Consider the following 21497-nt stretch of genomic DNA (forward strand, 5'->3'; position numbering starts at 1 on the left):
ATTTCCTGATCCGGAATGACTTTTTTCAAGCGCACAAATTCGATCAGAGCCCAGCAAACCTTGGGTGCAAGCATTTTTTTGAAGTGAAAAAGGCTGCGTAGAAGGGCAGCAGGGAAGAGTAGGTGAAGAAAGTTTTACTCGACACATGCTGTGCGATATTTCCTTGATCGCACAGCATGTGAAGGGGTTACTGACGGTAGGTCTTCAAGAAATTACCGATTCGACCAATAGCCATATCCAGTTCATCGACCCGCGGCAAGGTCACGACGCGGAAATGGTCCGGCCATGGCCAGTTGAATGCGGTGCCTTGAACCACCAGCAATTTTTCCGAGAGCAGCAGATCCAGGACGAATTTTTCGTCGTTCAGGATCGGGCATACTTTTGGATCGATGCGGGGGAATGCATACAGCGCGCCCATAGGTTTCACGCAGCTGACGCCGGGGATGTCATTGAGCAGTTCCCAGGTGCGGTTACGTTGCTCCAGCAAGCGGCCGTTGGGCAAGACCAGATCATTGATGCTCTGGTAGCCGCCCAGTGCGGTCTGGATCGCATGCTGGCTGGGCACGTTGGCGCACAGGCGCATGTTGGCCAGCATGTCGATGCCTTCGATGTAGCTTTGTGCATTGTGCTTGGGGCCGGAGATGGCGATCCAGCCTGAGCGGAAGCCCGCCACCCGGTACGACTTGGACAAGCCGTTGAAGGTCAGGCACAGCAGGTCCGGTGCCAGCGAAGCGGTACAAATGTGCACGGCATCGTCGTACAGGATCTTGTCGTAAATCTCATCCGAGAACACCACCAGGTTGTGCTGGCGGGCCAGTTCCAGCATGCCCAGCAGTACTTCCTTGGAATACACCGCGCCCGTCGGGTTGTTCGGGTTGATGATGACCATGGCTTTGGTGTTGGGGGTGATCTTGGCTTTGATGTCAGCCAGGTCAGGCCACCAGTTGGCTTGCTCGTCACACAGGTAATGCACCGGGTGACCGCCGGCAAGGGTTACGGCAGCGGTCCACAGCGGGTAGTCGGGTGCCGGCACCAGAACTTCGTCGCCGTTGTTGAGCAGCGCTTGCAGCGACATCACGATCAGCTCGGATACGCCGTTGCCCAGATAGACGTCTTCAATGCCGACGCCTTCTACCTGTTTCTGCTGGTAGTACTGCATTACCGCCTTGCGCGCGCTGAACAGGCCTTTGGAGTCGCTATAACCTTGCGCGGTCGGCAGATTGCGGATCACGTCCTGAAGGATTTCGTCCGGCGCTTCAAAACCAAAGGGCGCCGGGTTGCCGATATTCAGCTTGAGGATGCGATGGCCTTCCTCTTCCAGTCGTTTGGCGTGCTTGAGCACTGGGCCGCGAATGTCATAGCAGACGTTGGCGAGCTTGTTTGATTTGCTGACCTGCATGGCGATGTGATCCTGAAAATGAACGATCCAGGCCGTGTGAAATCCCGGCCCTGGCTAATCCTGCCTTGCAAACACCGCATTGCTTCAAGAATCCGTTTGAATGCAGATAGAGCGGGTGCCAGACTGGCGCATTACGAGGCGCAATCATACGTGCCACCCGACCCCTGGAAAAGCCACCGGGCAGGGTTTTTCAGCGACAGAGGCAGAACCATGGAAAAGTTGAACAAAACACTGGACGAATGGAAGGCCATGCTCGACCCCGAGCAATACAACGTGTGCCGTCTCAAAGGCACCGAACGGCCATTTTCGGGCAAATACAACGCCACCAAAACCGATGGCGTCTATCACTGTGTTTGCTGCAATCAGCCGCTGTTCGATTCCAGCGCCAAGTTCGATTCGGGTTGCGGCTGGCCAAGCTTTTATCAACCGATTGGCGACAGCGCGATGATCGAGATCCGTGATGCGAGTCACGGCATGGTGCGCACCGAAGTGGTCTGCTCCAAGTGCGAGGCCCACCTGGGGCATGTTTTTCCGGATGGTCCGCCGCCGACCGGACTGCGTTATTGCATCAACTCGGTATGCCTGGACCTGGTTCCTCGCGCCTGACCTTTGCTGGAGAGACGCCGTCATGACTGGCAACCTGCTCAATATTCCCTGCACCACCCTCAGTGGCGAGCAAAAGACTCTGGCGGACTTCCCGGGCAAGGCAGTGCTGGTGGTCAATACCGCCAGCAAGTGCGGATTCACCCCGCAGTACAAAGGGCTTGAAGCCTTGTGGCAGCAATACAGGGATCAAGGGTTGGTGATTCTCGGTTTCCCCTGTAATCAGTTCGGCAAGCAGGAACCCGGTGACGCCGCCGCCATCGCCGAGTTTTGTGAGCTGAACTTCGGGGTGACCTTCCCGCTGTTCAAGAAGATCGAGGTCAATGGCAGTCAGGCGCACCCATTGTTTGCAGCGCTTAAAAAAACGGCGCCAGGACTGCTGGGGACCGAAAGGATCAAGTGGAACTTCACCAAGTTCTTGATTGGCCCGGACGGCAGCGTCAAGCGTTACGCCCCGACCACCAAACCCGAGGCACTCAGGGCGGATATTGAAGCGCTGCTGCAATAAGCCGCCACAGCCTCACGCCCGCGACTCTTGCCACGGTTCAGCGCGGCGCCTGCTTGTGCATTGCTCAGGTTTTCAGCGGCACCCAGGTGTCGAGCAGGGTTTCGAGCTCTTCGCGGCGGAAGGGTTTGGCCAGGTAGTCGTTCATCCCCGCCGCACGGCAGCGCTCACGCTCTTCGGGCATGGCATTGGCAGTCAGGGCGACAATTGGCAGCTCTGGCCAGCGGCCACTTTGACGAATTTGCCGGGTGGCTTCGTAACCATCCATGACGGGCATGTTGCAGTCCATCAGTACCAGATCGAAGTTGTTGCGCTCCAGCTGGCTCAGCGCCTCACCACCATGGGCCGCAATCACCACGTCACAGCCAAGTTTGCCGAGCATACCCTTGGCCACCAGTTGATTGACCGGGTTGTCCTCAACCAGCAGCACTTGAGCGCGGTGCAGAACGAAGGATCTCCTGGAGTGAGTGCTCGGGTGGTTGCCGCCTTCTTTTTGCAGCAACTGCTGCAAGGTCTGATACAGCGCGTGCCGTGATAAAGGCCGGGCTTTTTGTTGCAGGGGGGCCAGGGCGTTGACCTGGTCGCCGGGCATGAAGTTGCCATAGGCGGTGACCAGTAAAATCGGGGTGCTGATGGTGGGGCGCAGGCCGAACAGGCACTCTGGGCAGTCCGTAATCAGCAGGTCCGGATTAGCGCCCGCCAGTGAGTCGTCGAGCGAGTAACGCTGGTAATCCAGGCCCCATAAAGGCAAAAAACTGCTCAATAGTTCAGTCAGACCGCTGCCCGCAGGGCTCACGGCAATTACCCGGCCAGACAAGGGCATGGGCTTGATGGCGGGAGTGTGGCAGGGCAGAGGCAGCTCGGCACAGAACTGGCTGCCGAAACCGATTTGCGAGCTGATGGTCAGTCGGCCGTGCATGACTTCACACAGGCTGCGGGTCAATGCCAGGCCCAGGCCGGTACCGCCAAACTGGCGGGTAATACCGGCCCCGGCCTGGGTAAAGGGTTTGAATATGCGTGTCTGCGCTTCGTGGGCGATGCCGATGCCCGTGTCACGCACCTCGATCCGTACCTGGTCGTTGTGCGCGCTAAGGCGTACATCAACGCGCCCGAACCGGGTGAACTTGAGGGCATTGGACAGCAGGTTGCTGACAATCTGCCGCACCCGGGTTGGATCCCCCATCACCAATGCCGGGAAGTGCGGATCAATCAGGCAGGTCAGCTCTACGCTGGGCGCCGCGTTCTGAGACAGCAGGTTGGCGGTGTCTTCGGTCAGGGTGCCGAGATCGAAAGCAATATGTTCAAGTTCCAGTTTCCCGGCGTCGAATTTTGACAGGTCGAGAATGTCGTTCAGCAGTTCGACCAGAACCTTGCCCGAGTCGTGGGCTATTGAAAGCTGCTGCAGTTGCTCGGCGTTCAGCGGGCTGTCCAGACACAGTTCCAGCATGCCCAGCAGGCCATTGAGGGGCGTGCGTATTTCGTGGCTCATGTTGGCCAGAAACGCCGACCGCGCCTGAGCCATTTTCAGTGCCGTGCTGCGGGCTGCCTCCAGTTCTTGATTGGATTGACTGAGGCGCGAATTGATTGCTTCAAGTTCCTGGGTGCGGGCCTTGACCATGTCTTCAAGCTGGGACGAATACTCGGTCAGGCGATTTTCTGCATTGCGCCGCTGCTCGATTTCCCGGGCTACGGCGTCAAATTGCTGATTGGCAGCGTTGACCAATACACCGATTTCGTCGTCTTCATGTCCGCGCGGGCACTCGATGCGCGATGGCTTGGGATTACCGGGTTTGCTTCTGCTGAGCTCGCCAATAACCCGTACCAGCGGCTTGGTCAGCATCACATAAAACAGTCCCAGCAGAATAAAGGTCAGCAGCAGGCTTCTGGCAAAACCACTGAGCAGTGTGAGCTCTGCACGGTGCAGGAATCGACTGCCAAACGGGTAGGTATCCACCTCAAGGTGAAGCACTCCCACGCTTTGCTCGGGCAAGTGGTTGAAGTACAGACGATCGTCGAAGGTGCGCATGGAGCCGAACAGGAAATCACTCAATGCCCGGTAGCGGCCGTTATCGAGCTGCTCGCGGCCATTGGCCAGCATATTTTTGTCGTTATCGCTGATTTGCACCCCGGTAATGGCCGGCGCGCGCATCAGGCCCATCACTAGCTCTTGTGCGAGTTCTGAGTCCAGGTTGTAGGCAATACGTGAGGCCGGGTTATGGCTGATATCCAGGAGGGATTCGATTTCACGATTGATGGCTGCGTTTTCACTGGCATAATCCATACCGATTTGCAGCAGACTGAGCATTGTCCCCAGGACAAAGCCGACCAGCACTGTCAGCCTGGCCTGTTTATAAGACAGGCGATGGGTAAGTTTTATGTCCATGGGTGCAGCACCTGATTCCATTTCCCTTCGGCGGGCAAGAATAATCGATTAGTCGGTTAACAGGCAGGTATAGCTGCAGTATTTACAGGCAGGTTGTATCAATCACCTCATGGACGGGCGCTGCGCGCGGTCCATGTCAATGCGCTATCACTGTGTATCAGTCTGAGGAGATGTTGTGGATTCTAAACTGTATGCCTTTCTAGAGCGGGCTGAAGCGGTCCTGGCGCGTCTTGAGCCGTTGCTGCCTGCGCAGCGCGAGCCGATTGAGTGGGGCGACTGCCTGGCAGCCCGCTGGCAACGCGAAGGTCGTTCGGGTTATCTGATGCCGCTGCAAGTCAGTCTTGAGATGCGTCTTACGGATCTGATCGGAGTTGATACCCAGCGCGATCAACTGGGCCGCAATACTAAACAATTTCTCGATGGCTTTCCGGCCAACCATGCGTTGCTGTGGGGCTCGCGCGGCACGGGCAAGTCTTCGATCATTCGGGCCTTGCTGGCCGAGTACGCGCAGTCCGGGTTGCGCTTGATTGAAATCGAACGTGATCACCTGGCCGATCTGCCACGAGTGGTGGAGCAGCTACAGGGCCAAAAGCAGCGTTTTATCCTGTTTTGCGATGACCTGTCTTTCGACGCCGGTGAAGGCGATTTCCGGGTTCTGAAAAGTGTGCTCGACGGCTCGCTGGAGCAAGCCCCGGACAACGTCTTGCTGTATGCCACCTCGAACCGCCGGCATTTGGTGTCCGAAAAAGAAAGCGACAACGAAAACTGGAAGAACGTCGACGGTGAGCTTCATCCCAGCGAAGCGGTGGAGGACAAGATTGCATTGTCTGATCGCTTCGGCCTGTGGTTGTCGTTCTACCCGTTTACCCAGGAGCACTTCCTCAACGTGGTCGAGCACTGGATTGAGGTACTGGCCGGCAAGGCCGGTCTGAAGTGGCAGCGTGACGAAGCGCTGGATATTCTGGCCGTGCGCTGGGCGACCGGGCGTGGCAACCGTAATGGCCGGTGCGCTTATCAATTTGCACGTTACTGGGTTGGATTGAAATTGCTGGAGCAAAACAATGATTGATTTGAATGCCACAGGCGCCGGTCTGGATGGCTATGGTTTGCTGCGGGCCCAGTTGGAGTCCTTGCTGGCGGATGAGCGCGACTTTATTGCCAACGCCGCGCAGTTTTCGGCTTTTTTGTACCATCAATTAGATGACCTGAACTGGGCCGGTTTTTACCTTAATCGTAATGAAGAGCTGGTGCTGGGGCCTTTTCAGGGGCAGATCGCGTGTGTCCGCATTCCTTTTGGCCGGGGCGTCTGTGGCGCCGCTGCGGCTAGCAGGCAGACCCAGCGGGTTGAGGATGTACATGCTTTCCCGGGGCATATTGCCTGTGACAGTGCTTCCAACAGCGAACTGGTGGTGCCTTTGATCAAGGACGGGCGCCTGATCGGCGTGCTGGATCTGGACAGCCCGAGCGTCGGCAGGTTTTCCGAGCAGGATCAGCAAGGTATTGAGGCACTGGCTGCGATCTTCCTGCGTTTGAGTGAGTGCTGATAGCTCCTGATTGTTAGGGGCCGTGGTGCTTCGACTCGGGCTGGTCAGGCTGTAGCGGCTCCAGGCACGGCCGGGCGTATAGCAACATGCTCGCGCCCAAACCGCGGGCCCACTGGTGATTCACGTGGGGCCGCGGTGACGTTCGGCTCAGGTGCCGGCAGGGTGGGTGCATTCAGGCGTGTTTGGCCAGTTCGTTGATCAATGTTACCTCCAGTGCTTCCATGGCCTGCTGCACGGCACTACGGCGAGACTCCAGAGTTGCAAGGCTGGCTTGCTCCAGCGCATCGCAGCGTTTGATCAGGATGTCGGCACTCACAATGCGCGCTGCGCCCTTGATCCGGTGTGCGATGACGAAAAAAGGTTGCAGGCCGTTGTCGACGCGCAGTTCAAGCAGTGTCTTGAGATCCTGCCGATTGCTGCGCAGCAGCTCTTCGAGCAGCATTCTGATTCGCGCGTTGTCCTGTCCTGACAGTGCGTAAAAGCTCTCAATATTGAGATTGGGTGCCCTCGCGGATGGGGCTGTGGGTTCGATCGCGGCCAGGCGTTGACCCAACAGTCTCAGGCTGATGGGTTTGAACAAACAATCGTCCATCCCGGCCTGCTTGCAACGCAGTCGCTCTTCGGGTTGGGCATTGGCGGTGAAGCCCAGAACCGTACAGCGGCTGTGTCGGGATGCCTGCTCATGCTGACGAATCGCCCGGGTCAAATCGTAGCCGTTCATGACCGGCATGTTGCAGTCAGCGATAACCAGATCAAACCTCGATTGTTTCCAGGCTTTTAACCCGTCAGCTCCGTTTTTTTCACTGGTAAAGCGATGCCCCAGAAATCCCAGTTGCTGGCACAGCAACAGGCGATTGGCAGGGTGGTCGTCCACCACCAGTACATTGAGCTGGGTGGTAGCGGGGTGGATTTGCGATTCTTCGGCGGTGGGCGGCGTGCAGGGCTCCAGCGCAGGCAACCTGAGGGTTATTTGAATTTGCGTGCCTACGTTGGGCTGACTGCTCAGGCTCAGGGTACCGCCCATCATTTCGCACAAACTACGACAGATCACCAGACCCAGGCCGGTGCCGTTGATCGCCAGTTTTGCGCTGTTTTGCCCCTGGGCGAAGGGCTCGAACAGGCGCTCCTGATCCTGTTGGCTGATACCTATGCCGGTGTCCCGGACCCGCAACTGCAGATCAACATGGTGCGGGGTGTCGCTCGCCAGCAAGTGCAGTTCGAGGTTTACCTGGCCGCGCTCGGTGAACTTGATGGCGTTGCTGATCAGATTGGTCATGATTTGCTTGAAGCGCAGCGGATCGATCATGACATCAGGCGCCCGGCCTTCGGGTTTGAAAGTCAGTGAGAGGTGCAGGGATTTCTGTCTGGCCAGGCCGTCAAATACCCGGATCACCGAGCTGGCCAGATCCCGCAGATTGACCCGCTCTGGAGTCAGGCTCATTCGACCGGATTCGATGCGGGCGATATCGAGAATGTCGCCGATCAACTCCAGCAGGTCTTTGGCAGAATGATAGGCGACCTCTATTGAGGGGCGGTCGAGATGACCCTGATCAGCGCGTTTCAAGGTCAGCTCAAGCATGCCGATGACTGCATTCATCGGGGTGCGGATCTCATGGCTCATGGTTGCCAGAAATGTGCTTTTGGCCCGGTTGGCGTCTTCGGCCAGGTCTTTGGCGGTGCGCAGTTCCTCCAGCAGCTGGCGGCGATCGCTGATGTCGATCCAGCCGCCGATGATGCCCTGCACTTCGCCCAGGGCATCGCGATAGGGAAGAATCCAGTGGTAGATGGTGAGGGTTTTATCGCCTGCCTGCAGTGGCCGGTCGACGATAAGCGGGGTGCCTTCCGTCATGACCCGCAGACAGTCGGCCTGATAATCATGGGCTTCGTGTTCATCACGCATAAGGCTGCAGGTTTGCATCAGCGTCTGTCCGATGGCCTCTTCGCGCCGGGTTGAAAAAGCGTCCAGGTAGCTGTCATTGCAGGTTCGCAGAACCCCGTCGCGATCTTGCATATAAATCGGATGTGGCGTGCCATTGACCAGAACCCGCAGGAACTCGAACTGATCACTGAGTGCCTGCTCGGTCATTTTCCGTTGCCGGATCTGCCGGCGCATGCAGGCGTTCCAGATCAGCAACAGCAACAGCAAAAGGCTGGCGCCAATGATGATCTGGTAAATCAGGCGATGGTAAGGGTGCCAGTAGCTCTCCGGCGCCGGGGCATGCCCAGCCCAGCGGCTGTGGATAATGCCCAGTTCTTCGGGCGCAATGCCGAGCAATGCCTTGTTGAGGATAGAGCCCAGTTCTGTGGCATCCCTGGAGGTGGCTAGGGAAAACGTGGCGGGCCGGGTTCCCAGGGAGGCGCTGATCTGCAACCGGTTGTGGAGCAATTTTGAAGACAGCCAGTAGTTGGCAATGGCCAGCGAGTTGACCGCCCCCTGTACTTTTCCCGCGGCCAGGAGTTCGGTTGCCTGATAAATGTCATCGGTGTTGACCAGAACTATTTGCGGATGCTCGGTACGCAAATAGTCAGTCAGGGGGTTGCCCAGGGGCAGGGCCAGTTTTTTGCCTGCCAGTTGATCAAGACTTGCAGGTTTGCCGGAACCCTTTGCGGTGAGCAACACGAATGAGTTCTCAAAATAGGGCCGACTGAAACTCAGTGAGCTTTCTCGGGAAGCAGAGGGGCTGATGGCGGCAATGATGTCGGTTTCATGCCTGTTGATCATCTGGATCATGGTCCCGAAGCTGCGTGCACGCTGTATCTCGAAAGTCAGCCCGGTACGCAGGCGAACGATCTCCAGCAAGTCGGCAGTAATGCCTCTGAAATTTCCGTCCGGGTCAAAAAATGTCAGCGGCGCCAGGGTTTCATTGACCACCACTTTGACTACCGGGTGCTGGCTCAGCCACTGCTCTTCGCGCTCGTTCAGTTGCAGTTTTTGACTGGCCAGCAAACTATTGCTGCCGGCGTTCCAGCGCCTGGCAATACTATCGCGCTCACTGCCGGGCACGGCTTGCAGGGTAGTGTTGATCATCTCCAGCAGTTGCCGATTGTCCCGGTGTACGGCAAAGCTGAAGCCATGGGGTTGCGGCTTGCCGAAGTTGGCCATTTTAATGTTCTTCAGATGACCCTTGCTGATCATGTAATGCGCCGAGACCGTGTCCCCCAGAAATACATCTGTCTGCCCGAAAGCCACCGAGTTGATGGCGTTCTGAGTGGACGGATAGGAATGGATGATGGCCTTGGGGTAGAGCGCCTTGACCTCATCCAGAGGCAGGTAGTGGTGCACCAGGCTCAGGCGCAAACCGGCAAGGTCCCGGGGCAGAGAACGGCTGTCTCCCTCGCGGGTCACCAGGACCGGCTGGTCAATTGCATAGGGAGTGGACAGCAGCAGTTGCGGGTTGTCGGCTTCAAAGCCGTTTGAAGTACCAAGCAGGTCGATGCTGCCTTCTTCAAGTGCCTTGATGGCTGCGAGTCTGGAGTGGAATCGCTGGACTTTGATGGGGAGGTCAAGGGCACTGGCCAGAATTCCCAGGTAATCGGCGGTCAGGCCTTCATAGTCCCGGGCACTGGCGGTGAGGTCGAACGGTGGATAGTCAGGGGCCGAACTGCCGACCCGTAACTCGCGCTTGCCCTGGAGCCAGGAGCGCTGCTGTTGATCCAGAGCAACCACCATGGGGTAGGTTCCGGAACGGCTGAGCAGCACATGGCTCTCTGCCCGGGCTGTGGCGCTGAACAGGAGGGTATCCAGGAGCAGGCCTGCGATCAATGACAGGTATTTGTTTAACCATGAGGGCATTGAGTTCTTCATACCAAAGCGTTGCGTTTAGCCAGTTCGATAAGGTTGATCATTGAGCTGACTTGCAGTTTTTGCATGAGCCGTTTTTTGTAAGTGCTCACGGTCTTGTTACTAAGAAACATGTCTGTGGCTATTTGCTTGTTTGTTTTTCCCTGGGCAAAAAGTTTCAGGACCATGAGTTCGCGGTCGTTGACAAGTTTGAACAGTTGCATTTCGGACGACTCACCGTTTTCGTGCTTTTCTGAACTCAATGCCTGGCCGGGGAAGTAGTGGTAGCCGGAAAATACAGCTTTGATGGCACTGACAAGTTCGCTCAGGTCTTCTTGTTTGCATACATACCCGGCTGCACCTGAATGCATACAGCGCATGGCAAAAAGTGCAGGGGGTTGGGCCGTCAAAACCAGGGTTTTAACCCGTGTGTTCATTGTGTTGAAGCGCGCCAGCACTTCAAGACCATCGAGCTTTGGAATGCTGATATCGAGAATGACCATGTCCGGCACGGACTCGCGGATCATCTGCATTGCATCTACACCATTATCGGTTTCCCCGACTATTTCATAACCCTCATGCTCTAACAGCATGCGGATGGCAAGTCGGATCACAGGATGGTCGTCAACAATGAATACGGTGTTCATAAGAAACCCCACAAAGTACGGTATAGAATAGGCGCACCTTAGCTTAGTTATATGGAGTGATATACGATTGGGTAGGCCAGTAAGGGTAGTATGGGAATAGTCCTACATTAAATAAGGCAGGAGTTCAGGGTTTACTTGGAAAGTTGGAGGAGGTGAGCGAGGCAGTCAAAGGTTTACTTGAAATAGCGCCTGGATTTTATCGAATTTTCTTTTGTGTAAAGTGAATTTTCCTACAGTTTTTTTCTGTTTTTATACAGGGGTAGTTGAAGGGGGTGGGAGTTCCGGGTGGCGACAAGTGTCCGCGTTTGATTCAGCTCGGCACAGGCCGGAAACACGGCGGCCCGCCCTTTTTACAAGGGCGGGCCGTGGTCAGGTCGGGCTGGAGCGCCCGGTCATTTCCCGGGCCATCTCGGTGGCATAGCTATCGGTCATCCCGGCAATAAAGTCGATGATCCGCATAAACGCACGATGCAACGGCCATTGCGGATGGGGGGCGTTATTCCCCAGCAGGTCGAGGATCCGGCGATTCTTGAACGACGGGGTCCGTCCGCCATACTGCTCCAGTGCTGCGCCACAAAAGGCGTTCAGCAGAATTTCGAGCGTGGTGTAGGCGCCGATTTCATGCAGGGTTTTGCGCTTGTCCTGGAAGATCTTTTTACGCGCCATGTCCTTGGCATCCAGTACACAGCGCTTGGCCGGACCGTGCATGTGCTCCACCAGATCCCCGGGCAGGGTGCCGGCCAGCAGTTGCTCTTGCTGCTCAACGAATGCCAGTGCAGCAGCGTTGGTCAGGTGCTCGATGGCTTTGCCGCGCAGGATCGCCAGCTTGCGCCGTTGGGAGTCCTGGGGGCCGAGCAGGCGATAGGTTTGCGGCAGGTCATCGCCCACCAGCCCCAGTAACAAGGATTCAACTTCGTCATACTGCAGAAGATCCATCTCCAGGCCATCTTCAAGGTCGATCAGTGCGTAGCAGATGTCATCGGCCGCCTCCATCAGGTACACCAGCGGATGCCGCGCCCAGCGCTGGTCTTCGATTTGTGGCAGGCCGAGCTTGTGGGCAATGTTTTCGAGCAGGTGCAGTTCACTTTGATAGCAGCCGAACTTGTGCTTCTTGTAGCCCAAAGCGTCCGCATGGCGTGCGGTCCAGGGGTATTTGAGGAAGGTGCCAAGGGTGGCGTAGGTCAGGCGGGTACCGCCATCGAACTGGTGGTATTCAAGTTGCGTAAGCACCCTGAAGCCTTGCGCATTACCTTCAAAACTCAGGAAATCATTGCGCTCGGCATCGCTCATGTCGTTCAGCCAGCCCCGGTCTGCTGCCTGTTGAAACCAGTTGCGAATGGCGTCTTCACCCGAGTGGCCAAAGGGCGGGTTACCAATGTCATGGGCCAGACAGGCGGACTGAACGACCATGCCCAGGTCGGCCGGATCGCACCATTCGGGCAGCGCGCTACGGATCGTTTCACCAACCCGCATACCCAGTGAGCGTCCCACGCAACTGACTTCAAGTGAGTGGGTGAGGCGGGTATGGATATGATCGTTACTGTTGACCGGATGGACCTGGGTTTTGCGTCCCAAACGACGGAATGCGCCAGAAAATATGATCCGGTCATGATCTTTATGGAAAGGGCTGCGCCCGAGTTCTTCGGGGCTGTGGTGGGGTTTTCCGAGGCGTTCGCGGTTAAGCAGGGTTTGCCAATCCAAGGCGCAGTGCTCCGTCAGTGACTGAGGCCCCAGCTTCTCGCTTCAGACAGGATGGTGCAAGCCGCAGATGGTTCCATGCATGTCCAGGGCATTATCGGTGTTGCCCCCATGTGCAGGAACGAGGCAAGCCCGCTCCTGCACATGGCCCGTCAAGGCTTGCGCGACGAGGCTGCCTGGATGACCATTTTGATCAGTGGCAACAGGCCTGTGGTCAGACCGATCCAGCGTGATGTTCCATCGCTGCCTTTGCTTTTTGCACTTCTGCCCGTCAGAAAGCCGAGTACGCTGACAAGCCCCACGGCCCACAGCGAACCGTGCTTTATCCCCAGGTTTTCTTGCCAGTTGCTGGCCATGCCGCGCACTTTTTGCAGTGGTTGCAGCAGTTGTTGCGATTCGTGACGAATCTCCTGGCGGTGCATTTCCATGCGCAGACGGATCAACAGTTTGCGCATCTCGCGCCGTGAGGCGTTTTGTGGCATTTCAGGATGGCTCATGGCATCAATCGCTCACGGTCTTTGGCCAGCTCTTCCAGCGTGGCGTTGAAAGGAGAAGACTCATCGAACACCGCCGCTTTAAGGCGCACGCCGCAGAACGCCGCCGCCAGCGCATAAAACACGCAGAGCCCGATAATGCCGCTCAGGCGATAACTGTCCCAGAGCAATATCAACACCAGCGCCGACAGACCGATCAGCAACAACAGGGCGAACACCAGTGCCAGCCCGGCAAATAACAACAGGCTGACCGTGCGCGCTTTCTGCTCTTGCAGTTCGATGCCCAGCAACTCGACATGGCTATGCAACAGACCCAGAACCGCGGCACCCAGGCGCCGCGGTGTGGAACGGGAGGAGCCGGATTCTTCAGTTGTCATATCAGCGCCGGGTGGCCAGCAGGCCAATCAGAAAGCCCACGCCCGCCGCGATGCCAACGGACTGCCAAGGGTTGGACTGAACATAATCTTCGGTGGCCACTACGGCAGCCTGGCCACGCTCCTGTAACGACTCCTTGGTATCAGCAAGCGATTCGCGGGCCTTGAGCAGGCTGTCCTGGATTTTGGCGCGTACTTCCTCAGCGCCGTCGCCGGCCAGAGTCGCAGAGTGCTCCAGCAATCTTTCCGTGTCGTTGACCAGGGCCTGGAAATCGGCCAACAGGATTTCTTGAGCATTCTTTGCTTTTATGCGGGCCATGGGTAACTCCGTTAGTGGCTTGTTGATGGTTCGAGTGTAGGCATTCGGTGAAGGTTCACTGCATTTCTCTGACACCTTGTGGGATTGCCCAACCTGAATGCCAGAGATATCCCGCTGAGCGATTTAAAACCTTACCTCAATTTATTCATTTTCGCGGGGGAAACCAGACCCTTCCCGCGGCTCTGTACTTTCAAAGCAGCCTTCAAGCAAGTGATAGCGGTTATGCCGCACTTCATCCACCCGGCGCTGTACGGTTTTTTCTGAGAGCCCCAGCATGATCAGGGCATGGGAGGCGAGCATCAGGCTCGACTCCAGCAATTCAGGTACCACTTCAGTTGCCCCGGCGGCCTTGAGCTCGGCGAGCTTACTGTCGTCGCGGGTTCTGACCAGAATGGGCACGTCCAGGGTAATGAGCCGGGCCTCCTCGAGTACGCTCATGGCCACGTCCGTGCTATCCACCGCGATAACCAGCAGGCGTGCCCGGTCCAGGCCGATAGCGCGCAGCAAATCACCCCGACGGGCATCGCCGTAGTGCACGCTGCTGTTTCCTTTGGCCGCTTCCTGAATCCGCTCCGGGTCGTAGTCCAGAGCCACGAAATGTTTGTTCTCGTTGCGCAGAAAACGCCCGATGGACTGGCCAACACGACCGTAACCGCACATCACCACATGGCCATGCAGCTCGGCACTTTGCGCGGCGATTTGTTCCAGCTCGGCTTCTTCATTGGACTTGCGGTGCAGGGCCGCGGCAATTTTAGGTGCGGCCCGCAGCAGCAGGGGAGTCAGCAGCATCGAACAGAAAGTGGCGGCCAGCAGGTAAGCGGCGATATCTGGCGGGATCAGCGAGTTGAGTTGCATCTGGGCCATCAGGGCAAAGCAGAACTCACCGCCTTGGGCCAGCGCCAGGCCACTGCGCCAGGCCGTTTCGCCATCGCTGCCGCGCAACTTGACCAGGGTCGCGACGACAATGCCTTTGATCAGCATCAAGGCCAGGGTCAGGCCGAGAATCAGAAAGCCGTCGTGAACGAACAGTTGCAGATCGATCAGCATGCCGATACTGACGAAGAACAGCCCCAGCAAGATGTCGCGGAATGGCCGGATGTCGGCTTCAATCTGATGTCGGTAGTGGCTTTCCCCCAGCAACATGCCGGCCAGGAAGGCCCCCAGCGCAGGCGACAAACCGAGCAGGTGGGTCAGCCAGGCGGTCAGTAATACGATCACCAGTGCCAGCAGCACGAACAGTTCGGCCGATCGGGAAGCAGCAACTTCGTGAAACAGGCGTGGCAGCACGAAGCGACTGGCAAACAGCAGGCCAACAAACAAAATAACGGTTTTGCCCAAGGTGACCGGCAATGCCCAATACCAGGCCTGATCGCTGCTGCCGGCAAATACCGGTACCAAGGTCAACAACAGCACCGCGACCACATCCTGAAACAGCAGCACGCCAATGGCGTTTTGCCCGTGGCGACTGAAAATTTCGCCCAGGCTGGTCAGTTCCTTGCTCACGATGGCCGTGGATGACAGAGAGAGGCCTGCGCCCAGCAAGAATGCTGTGTTGGCGCTCATCCCGAACGCATACAGCAAGCCGCCCAGAGCCGCGGTGCTCACCAGTACCTGCAGGCTGCCCAGGCCAAACACCACGCGGCGCAACTTGAGCATCTTGGGCAGTGAGAACTCCAGCCCCAGCGAGAACAATAAAAACACCACCCCCAACTCTGCCAGATCAGGCAGGTCCGGGCTGTCATTGACCCAGTCCAGTGCCGTCGGGCCCACCAGCAGGCCGACAGATAAATAACCCAGCACGGGGGGTAGTTGCAGGCGCCGGAACAGCGCGATAACCACCAGGGATGAGGCAAGGATGATTAACAAATTGGCGAACACGAAAGTCTTCCTTGTCAGTTCGAGTAAAAAGTCGCGAGCATCCAGCAAACGAGCAGTGCCGGCGCTGATGTACATCATTCTTTGCTGCCAACCCCGCAAGGGGCCAGGTTCTTTGCCATTGCTGGTCTAGGGTAGTCGCAAGCAGCGGTATAGAGCGATTGTATTCTTCTGCCCGGAGGGGGGCGGCCCGCAAACCCAGCGCGCCAGCAAGCGCCTCGACGTCTTGGGGCAAGGCTCTTAAACTGGACGCTTATTCAAACAAGGTCATTATTTATGCCTCCCGAATGTCAACTGTTCGGCACCCTTGGCTGCCACTTGTGTGAACTGGCCGAGGCTGAACTGATGCCTTTGGTCGAACATGGATTGCTGGTGGAGCTGGTGGATATCGCAGAAAGTGAAGCGCTGTTTGAGGCCTATGGCTTGCGCATTCCGGTACTGCGTCGGGTCGATACGGGCGAAGAGTTGAGTTGGCCATTTGATACGGCCCAAGTGGTGAATTTTCTCCAATAGCCCTGGGCGGTTGCTGTGCGCGATAATCACCGGCTGCATTTACCGTCCGAGTTATCTATGTCGACCCAGCCTTTCAACGCCGCCGAGCACCAAGCCAGCACTTTGTACCTGCCTGCCGGTAGCTGGCTGACCGTGCTCGATTGTTTGTGCGAGCACTTTCGCGCCATCAGCCGCGAGCAATGGCTTGATCGCATCGCCCGCGGCCGGGTGCTGGATGCTGACGGTGCGCCGATCAGTGCGCAGTTGCGCTACAAGGAAGGCCTGCGCATTCACTACTTTCGCGAAGTGCCCAACGAGACTCCGATCCCGGTGCAGGAAACCATCCTGTATGCCGACGAGCATTTGGTGGTGGCGGACAAACCGCATTTCCTGCCGGTCACGCCGGCGGGCGAATACGTTGAGCAAACCTTGCTGCGACGCTTGATTCGTACCCTGGGCAATCCGCACCTGGTCCCGCTGCACCGCATCGACCGGCACACGGCTGGCCTGGTGCTGTTCTCGGCCAATCCAGAAAGCCGGTCTGCTTATCAATCGTTATTTCCCACGCGCAAGATCGAAAAACGCTACGAAGCGATTGCCAAAGCCCTGCCTGACCTTGAGTTGCCACTGGTGCACAAAAGCCGGTTGGTGGCGGGCGAGCCGTTTTTCCGCATGCAAGAAGGCCCGGGTGCCAGCAACACCGAGACCCGGGTCGAGGTGTGTGAGAAAAACGCCGATTTGTGGCGATATGCGCTGTATCCGGTGACGGGCAAGAAGCATCAGTTACGGGTGCATATGGCGGCGCTGGGGGCGGGGATATGCAATGACCCGTTCTATCCGGATGTGCTCAAGGATGCACTTGATGACTATGCCAATCCGTTGAAGTTACTGGCCCACAGCCTGCGTTTCGCTGACCCGTTGACGGGGCAGGAGCGCTACTTTGAAAGCCGGATTCATCTGGACTGGTAAACCTCCCCCGCAGGCAGCCCCAGAAACAACAAAACCCGCACCAGGCGGGTTTTGTTTTGATGCGAGGCTTACAACTCTTTAACGGTACGAATCTGGTCTTTGTTGATGCGGGTTTCTTTACCGTCCAATTGTTTGAACTGGTAGAAGCCTGAATCTTCATCGTACTTTGGCGTGTCGATTGCCTGGATTTCACGACCGTCGTTGAGCGTGATCACTGTTGGCGAGGCGCAGCCGGCAAGGGCGGCCATGCCAGCAGCGAGCATGAGGGCGGCGAGAGTCCGATGAGTCATTGTGGTTCTCCAACAAATTAAAGTGCTGTTATAGATCTATCTGTCCCTGAGACGTATACAACGTCCGCAAGTTCCCTGGCTAGGGGCACAAGTGCAGCATGCCCGGTCAATCCAGTAGGTCAGGGGTGTTGAAATTGCTAAGCCGGGGGTCATTCTCTGCGCATTGCCAGGCACGGGCATTGAGCTGGAGCATGATTTTACGCGGGCTGCGCTCTCCCGCGAGCCATGCCTGCTCGAAAGCCTCAGCCAGTGCCGTCGGGATCACACAGAACAGCGGCTCCCAGTGTTCGCCGTGGTGCACCATACAGGGTTGCTCCGGATATTGGCGGGCGGCGTTGAGCAGGGCGCAGAGCAAGTCACTGTCGACCCTGGGAGCGTCACAGGGCAACACCAGCAGGTGCGAGTGCCGGGCAACAGCCAGCCCGGCGCGGATACCCGCCAATGGCCCGGCAAAATCCTCATTGCCGTCACTGACCAGCACGTCTGCATAGTCTGCATACAGTTCGCGGTTGCGGTTGCAGGAAATGATCAGGTCATCGGTCAGCGGCCGCGCCACGCGCTGGGCGTGGGCGATCAGCGGCAGGCCCTGCCACATGACCAGGCCTTTGTCCTGCCCGCCCATACGCTGGCCACGGCCCCCCGCCAGCAACAGAATGGAGCATTGAAACTCGCTCATGGATGGACTCCGCGCAACCAGGCAAAAGAAGCGCTGTGATATAACACCGGGCTGTTTCTCCTACAACTGGACCTCGTCTATGAAAGCCAAGGTTGATGTGCCTTTCGTGCCTTTGAACATCGCTGTTCTGACTGTCAGTGATACCCGTACTCTCGAAACCGACACCTCGGGCCAGGTCTTTGTCGACCGCCTGAGCGAGGCCGGGCATCAACTGGCGGCCCGGGTGCTGCTTAAGGATGACCTGTATAAAATCCGTGCCCAGGTCGCGACCTGGATTGCCGATGACAGCGTGCAAGTGGTGCTGATTACCGGGGGCACCGGTTTTACTGCCCGTGACAGCACGCCAGAAGCGGTGAGCTGTTTGCTGGACAAGCAGGTCGATGGTTTCGGCGAGTTGTTCCGGCAGATCTCGGTGGCCGATATCGGCACCTCGACCGTGCAGTCCCGGGCCCTGGCCGGCCTGGCCAATGGCACGCTGGTGTGCTGCCTGCCGGGCTCGACCAACGCAGTGCGCACCGGTTGGGACGGGATTCTGGCCGAGCAACTGGACTCGCGTCACCGCCCATGTAACTTCGTGGCCCATTTAAAGCAGGCGCCGGCCTGTGAAACCCGTGGATAAGCCGGGTCGCACCGGCGAGCTGATGCCCGTCGAAATCGCCCTGGCGCGATTGCTGGCGTTGGCCGAAGCAGCTCCAATTCGCGATACTGAATCGCTCGCGCTAGCGGCCTGCGAAGGCCGGGTGCTGGCCCGGGATCTGATCTCCACCCTGGATCTGCCGCCATGGCCCAACAGTGCCATGGACGGTTACGCGCTGAACCTGGCCGACTGGTCCGGCATGCCGCTGCCGGTCAGCCAGCGAATTTTTGCCGGTCAGGCCCCCGAACCTTTGGCGGCGGGTACCTGTGCGCGGATCTTCACCGGTGCACCCGTGCCCGCAGGTGCCGATTGCGTCGAAATGCAGGAAAACGCTCAGGTCCAGGCTGATGGCCGGGTAGTGTTCACTGAAGCTTTGCACGCGGGTCAGAATATTCGCCCCCAAGGGCAGGAAACCACTGTCGGGGAGACCGTGCTTGCCGCGGGCACCCGTTTGGGCCCGATCGAGCAGGGGCTGGCGGCGTCTTTGGGGTGTGCCGCGCTGGATGTGATCAGGCGGGTCAGGGTTGCGGTGTTGTCCACCGGCGATGAACTGATCGAGCCGGGCCAGGCATTGGGCCCGGGGCAAATCTACAACAGCAATCGCGTATTGCTGTGCAGCTGGCTGACGCGCCTGGGGTGTGAAGTGGTCGATGCCGGGATCTTGCCCGACGACTTGCCGGCAACCCGTCAGCGCCTGGCAGAGCTGGGGGCGGTGGACCTGATTCTGTCCACCGGAGGCGTATCCGTCGGCGAGGCTGACTTCCTGGGTATTGCGCTGCGCGAAGAAGGTGAACTGGCGTTGTGGAAGCTGGCAATCAAGCCGGGGAAGCCTCTGACCTGCGGGCATTTTCGGGGTGTACCGGTGATTGGCCTGCCGGGCAATCCGGCATCGACCCTGGTGACCTTTGCACTGCTGGCGCGGCCTTACATCCTGCGCCGCCAGAGCGTACAGGCCGTCGAGCCGTTAAAGTTCCAGGTGCCGGCCGGGTTCGTCTGGCCCAAGGCGGGTAATCGCCGTGAGTACCTGCGTGGCCGGCTGGAGCAGGGGCGGGCGGTGATCTACAAAAACCAGAGTTCGGGTGTTTTGCGCAGTGCAGCCTGGGCCGAAGGGCTGGTGGAAGTGCTTGAAGGGCGAACCCTGGTTGAAGGTGACCTGGCAGGCTTCATCCCGTTAAGCGAAGTGTTGGGTTAAATCCCCGAAGACCTGCAGGCGCGAGCTTTTTATCGAGCTCATATTGAGTAGTGAGTTCGGTATTCTTCAGAAGCTCGCTCCTGCAAAACGCTTACCGTGCCACAGGCACCCGGCCATAAATGTCGCTCAGGCGCACTATGTCGTCTTCCCCCACGTACTCACCGCTCTGCACCTCAATCATCACCAGATCAACCGCCCCGGGGTTGACCAGGCGGTGGGCTCTGCCAGGTTTGATAAAGGTCGATTCGTTACTGTTGAGCTCAAACTGGCGGTCGCCATTGGTGACCTGAGCGATGCCGCTCACCACAATCCAGTGTTCGCTGCGTAGCCGATGCATTTGCAGGGACAGCGCACCTTGCGGTTTGACCACGATACGTTTGATTTTCAGCCCCGGTCCTTCTTCGAGCACCGTATAGGTGCCCCAGGGGCGGGTGACGGTGCGGTGCAGGCGATAGGCATCGTGGCCCTGAAGCTTGAGCGCCTGGGCGATGTATCTAACATCCTGGCTACGCTTGGCATCAGCGACCAGCAAGGCGTCAGGGGTATCAATGATGATCAGGTCGTTGAGCCCGACCCCGCCGACCAGACGTGTGGGCGAGTTGATATAGCAGTTGTGCACATCGTGCAGAACGCTTTCACCATTGCACTGGTTGCCGTTGGCATCCGCCGGGCTCAGCTCACGCACCGCCTGCCATGAGCCGATATCGCTCCAGCCCAATTGACAGGGAACCACCGCCACTTTTGTTGAACGTTCCATCAGCGCGTAGTCGATGGAAATATCGGGTGCCAGGGCGAAGGTGCGACTGTCCAGCTCAAGGTGCAGATCCTGTTGCCCCTCAAACGCCTGACTGTGTTCAAGGCAGTGGCTCACTGCCGTCAGCACCTGTGGCGCGTACTCCTGGAGTTCACGCAGCAGGCTGTCGACCCGCATGCAGAACATGCCGCTATTCCACAGGTGCTGGCCGGCGTCCAGAAATTGCCGGGCCGTGATGGCATCGGGCTTCTCAACAAATTGCGCCACCTGGAACCCGTCACCGTTCAGCGCCGGGCCTTTTTCTATATAGCCAAAGCCGGTTTCTGCCTTGCTCGGGCGGATGCCGAAAGTCACCAGCCAGCCCTGGTCGGCCAATCGCCGTGCGCTGTCGACGGCGTCGGCAAAGGCGGCCAGATCGGTGATCAGGTGGTCGGCCGGCAACACCAGCAGTTGCGCGTCCTCGCCGTAGCGTCGAGCTACGTGTAATGCGGCAGCAGCAATGGCCGGGGCGGTATTGCGTCCCACGGGCTCAAGAATGAAATCCAGAGCCACGGCGCCATCGTTCAGTGGGCGATAGTCATCAAGGGTGCGGAAAAACACCTCGCGACTGGTCACCGTCAGCAAGCGGTTGACGTCTGCCAGGCCAGTTGCCCGATGGAAGGTCTTTTGCAGCAGGCTCTCGCCGTCGGGCAGGCGCATAAAGGGTTTGGGCATGGACTCACGGGACACTGGCCAAAGCCGGGTGCCAGCGCCTCCGGCGATGATGCAGGGAATGAGTGTGCTCATTCAGAAGGCCTCTGGCGTCAATGGGCTGCTTTGGGCGGTGGAGTTTGACCGGTTCTGCGCGATTGATCGACTGGTTGAC

General features: G+C 58.0%; 20 protein-coding genes. 8 read left to right on the forward strand and 12 right to left on the reverse strand.

From position 1 onward, the window contains the following. Positions 1–187 precede the first annotated feature (187 nt). Complete coding sequence (locus tag WG29040_RS05855) at positions 188–1399, reverse strand: pyridoxal phosphate-dependent aminotransferase (RefSeq protein ID WP_003446576.1); 1212 nt, start codon at positions 1397–1399, stop codon at positions 188–190. A gap of 210 nt (positions 1400–1609) precedes the next feature. Between WG29040_RS05855 and msrB the strand changes: the two genes are divergently transcribed. Together msrB and WG29040_RS05865 are read left to right on the forward strand one after the other, a co-directional pair. Beyond that, positions 1610–2005, forward strand: a complete 396-nt coding sequence (msrB, locus tag WG29040_RS05860; RefSeq protein ID WP_003446577.1) for a peptide-methionine (R)-S-oxide reductase MsrB — start codon at positions 1610–1612, stop codon at positions 2003–2005. A 22-nt stretch (positions 2006–2027) separates the two neighbouring features. Continuing rightward, positions 2028–2510, forward strand: a complete 483-nt coding sequence (locus WG29040_RS05865; protein WP_010656828.1) for a glutathione peroxidase — start codon at positions 2028–2030, stop codon at positions 2508–2510. 64 nt (positions 2511–2574) lie between these two features. Here the strand turns inward: WG29040_RS05865 and WG29040_RS05870 are convergent, their stop codons facing one another. Further along, entirely contained in the window at positions 2575–4890 is a 2316-nt protein-coding gene (locus tag WG29040_RS05870; RefSeq protein WP_127195836.1) for a response regulator, read from the reverse strand. 175 nt (positions 4891–5065) lie between these two features. Between WG29040_RS05870 and WG29040_RS05875 the strand changes: the two genes are divergently transcribed. Then, positions 5066–5959 (forward strand): ATP-binding protein, encoded by an 894-nt coding sequence (locus WG29040_RS05875; RefSeq protein WP_003446582.1) that lies wholly within the window; start codon positions 5066–5068, stop codon positions 5957–5959. After that, positions 5952–6434 (forward strand): GAF domain-containing protein, encoded by a 483-nt coding sequence (locus WG29040_RS05880; RefSeq protein WP_010656826.1) that lies wholly within the window; start codon positions 5952–5954, stop codon positions 6432–6434. The genes WG29040_RS05875 and WG29040_RS05880 overlap by 8 nt, the downstream gene beginning before the upstream one ends. Positions 6435–6606: 172 nt before the next feature. Here the strand turns inward: WG29040_RS05880 and WG29040_RS05885 are convergent, their stop codons facing one another. The 7 genes from WG29040_RS05885 to WG29040_RS05915 form a co-directional block, all read right to left on the reverse strand. Further along, positions 6607–10227, reverse strand: a complete 3621-nt coding sequence (locus WG29040_RS05885) for a transporter substrate-binding domain-containing protein (protein ID WP_127195837.1) — start codon at positions 10225–10227, stop codon at positions 6607–6609. A gap of 8 nt (positions 10228–10235) precedes the next feature. Next, a complete protein-coding gene (locus WG29040_RS05890; protein WP_127195838.1) occupies positions 10236–10862 on the reverse strand; it encodes a response regulator transcription factor in 627 nt (208 codons plus the stop codon). 369 nt (positions 10863–11231) lie between these two features. Next, complete coding sequence (locus tag WG29040_RS05895) at positions 11232–12563, reverse strand: deoxyguanosinetriphosphate triphosphohydrolase (RefSeq protein WP_127195839.1); 1332 nt, start codon at positions 12561–12563, stop codon at positions 11232–11234. Between the two features lie 149 nt (positions 12564–12712). Beyond that, positions 12713–13057, reverse strand: a complete 345-nt coding sequence (locus WG29040_RS05900) for a hypothetical protein (RefSeq protein ID WP_003446593.1) — start codon at positions 13055–13057, stop codon at positions 12713–12715. Beyond that, the gene (locus WG29040_RS05905; RefSeq protein WP_003446595.1) at positions 13054–13431 is read right to left on the reverse strand and encodes a phage holin family protein; all 378 of its coding nucleotides are present in this window, start codon (positions 13429–13431) and stop codon (positions 13054–13056) included. Before WG29040_RS05905 ends, WG29040_RS05900 begins: the two co-directional genes overlap by 4 nt. 1 nt (position 13432) lies before the next feature. Then, a complete protein-coding gene (locus WG29040_RS05910) occupies positions 13433–13747 on the reverse strand; it encodes a YqjD family protein (RefSeq protein ID WP_003446596.1) in 315 nt (104 codons plus the stop codon). A gap of 141 nt (positions 13748–13888) precedes the next feature. After that, positions 13889–15625, reverse strand: coding sequence for a monovalent cation:proton antiporter-2 (CPA2) family protein (locus WG29040_RS05915; RefSeq protein WP_003446598.1), 1737 nt, complete (start codon positions 15623–15625; stop codon positions 13889–13891). Positions 15626–15898: 273 nt separating this feature from the next. Between WG29040_RS05915 and WG29040_RS05920 the strand changes: the two genes are divergently transcribed. Continuing rightward, entirely contained in the window at positions 15899–16135 is a 237-nt protein-coding gene (locus WG29040_RS05920) for a glutaredoxin family protein (RefSeq protein ID WP_003446600.1), read from the forward strand. Positions 16136–16192: 57 nt separating this feature from the next. Next, complete coding sequence (locus WG29040_RS05925; protein ID WP_127195840.1) at positions 16193–17083, forward strand: pseudouridine synthase; 891 nt, start codon at positions 16193–16195, stop codon at positions 17081–17083. A 68-nt stretch (positions 17084–17151) separates the two neighbouring features. On the opposite strand, the gene WG29040_RS05930 is transcribed toward WG29040_RS05925, so the two are convergent. Beyond that, on the reverse strand, positions 17152–17373 hold the full coding sequence (locus WG29040_RS05930) for a YgdI/YgdR family lipoprotein (protein ID WP_003446602.1): 222 nt from the start codon (positions 17371–17373) through the stop codon (positions 17152–17154). Positions 17374–17479: 106 nt separating this feature from the next. Continuing rightward, a complete protein-coding gene (gene mobA / locus WG29040_RS05935; RefSeq protein ID WP_003446603.1) occupies positions 17480–18049 on the reverse strand; it encodes a molybdenum cofactor guanylyltransferase MobA in 570 nt (189 codons plus the stop codon). A gap of 79 nt (positions 18050–18128) precedes the next feature. Here mobA and moaB point away from each other — a divergent pair, with 79 nt between their 5' ends. Next, positions 18129–18668, forward strand: a complete 540-nt coding sequence (moaB, locus tag WG29040_RS05940; protein WP_003446604.1) for a molybdenum cofactor biosynthesis protein B — start codon at positions 18129–18131, stop codon at positions 18666–18668. Then, complete coding sequence (gene glp, locus WG29040_RS05945) at positions 18652–19878, forward strand: gephyrin-like molybdotransferase Glp (protein ID WP_127195841.1); 1227 nt, start codon at positions 18652–18654, stop codon at positions 19876–19878. Before moaB ends, glp begins: the two co-directional genes overlap by 17 nt. Before the next feature lie 91 nt (positions 19879–19969). Here the strand turns inward: glp and WG29040_RS05950 are convergent, their stop codons facing one another. Further along, positions 19970–21418, reverse strand: a complete 1449-nt coding sequence (locus WG29040_RS05950; protein ID WP_127195842.1) for a mannose-1-phosphate guanylyltransferase/mannose-6-phosphate isomerase — start codon at positions 21416–21418, stop codon at positions 19970–19972. Positions 21419–21497: the final 79 nt, after the last annotated feature.

The sequence above is a fragment of the Pseudomonas sp. PAMC 29040 genome (assembly GCF_003994535.1).
In the GTDB taxonomy this organism is placed as follows: Bacteria; Pseudomonadota; Gammaproteobacteria; order Pseudomonadales; family Pseudomonadaceae; genus Aquipseudomonas; species Aquipseudomonas paraversuta.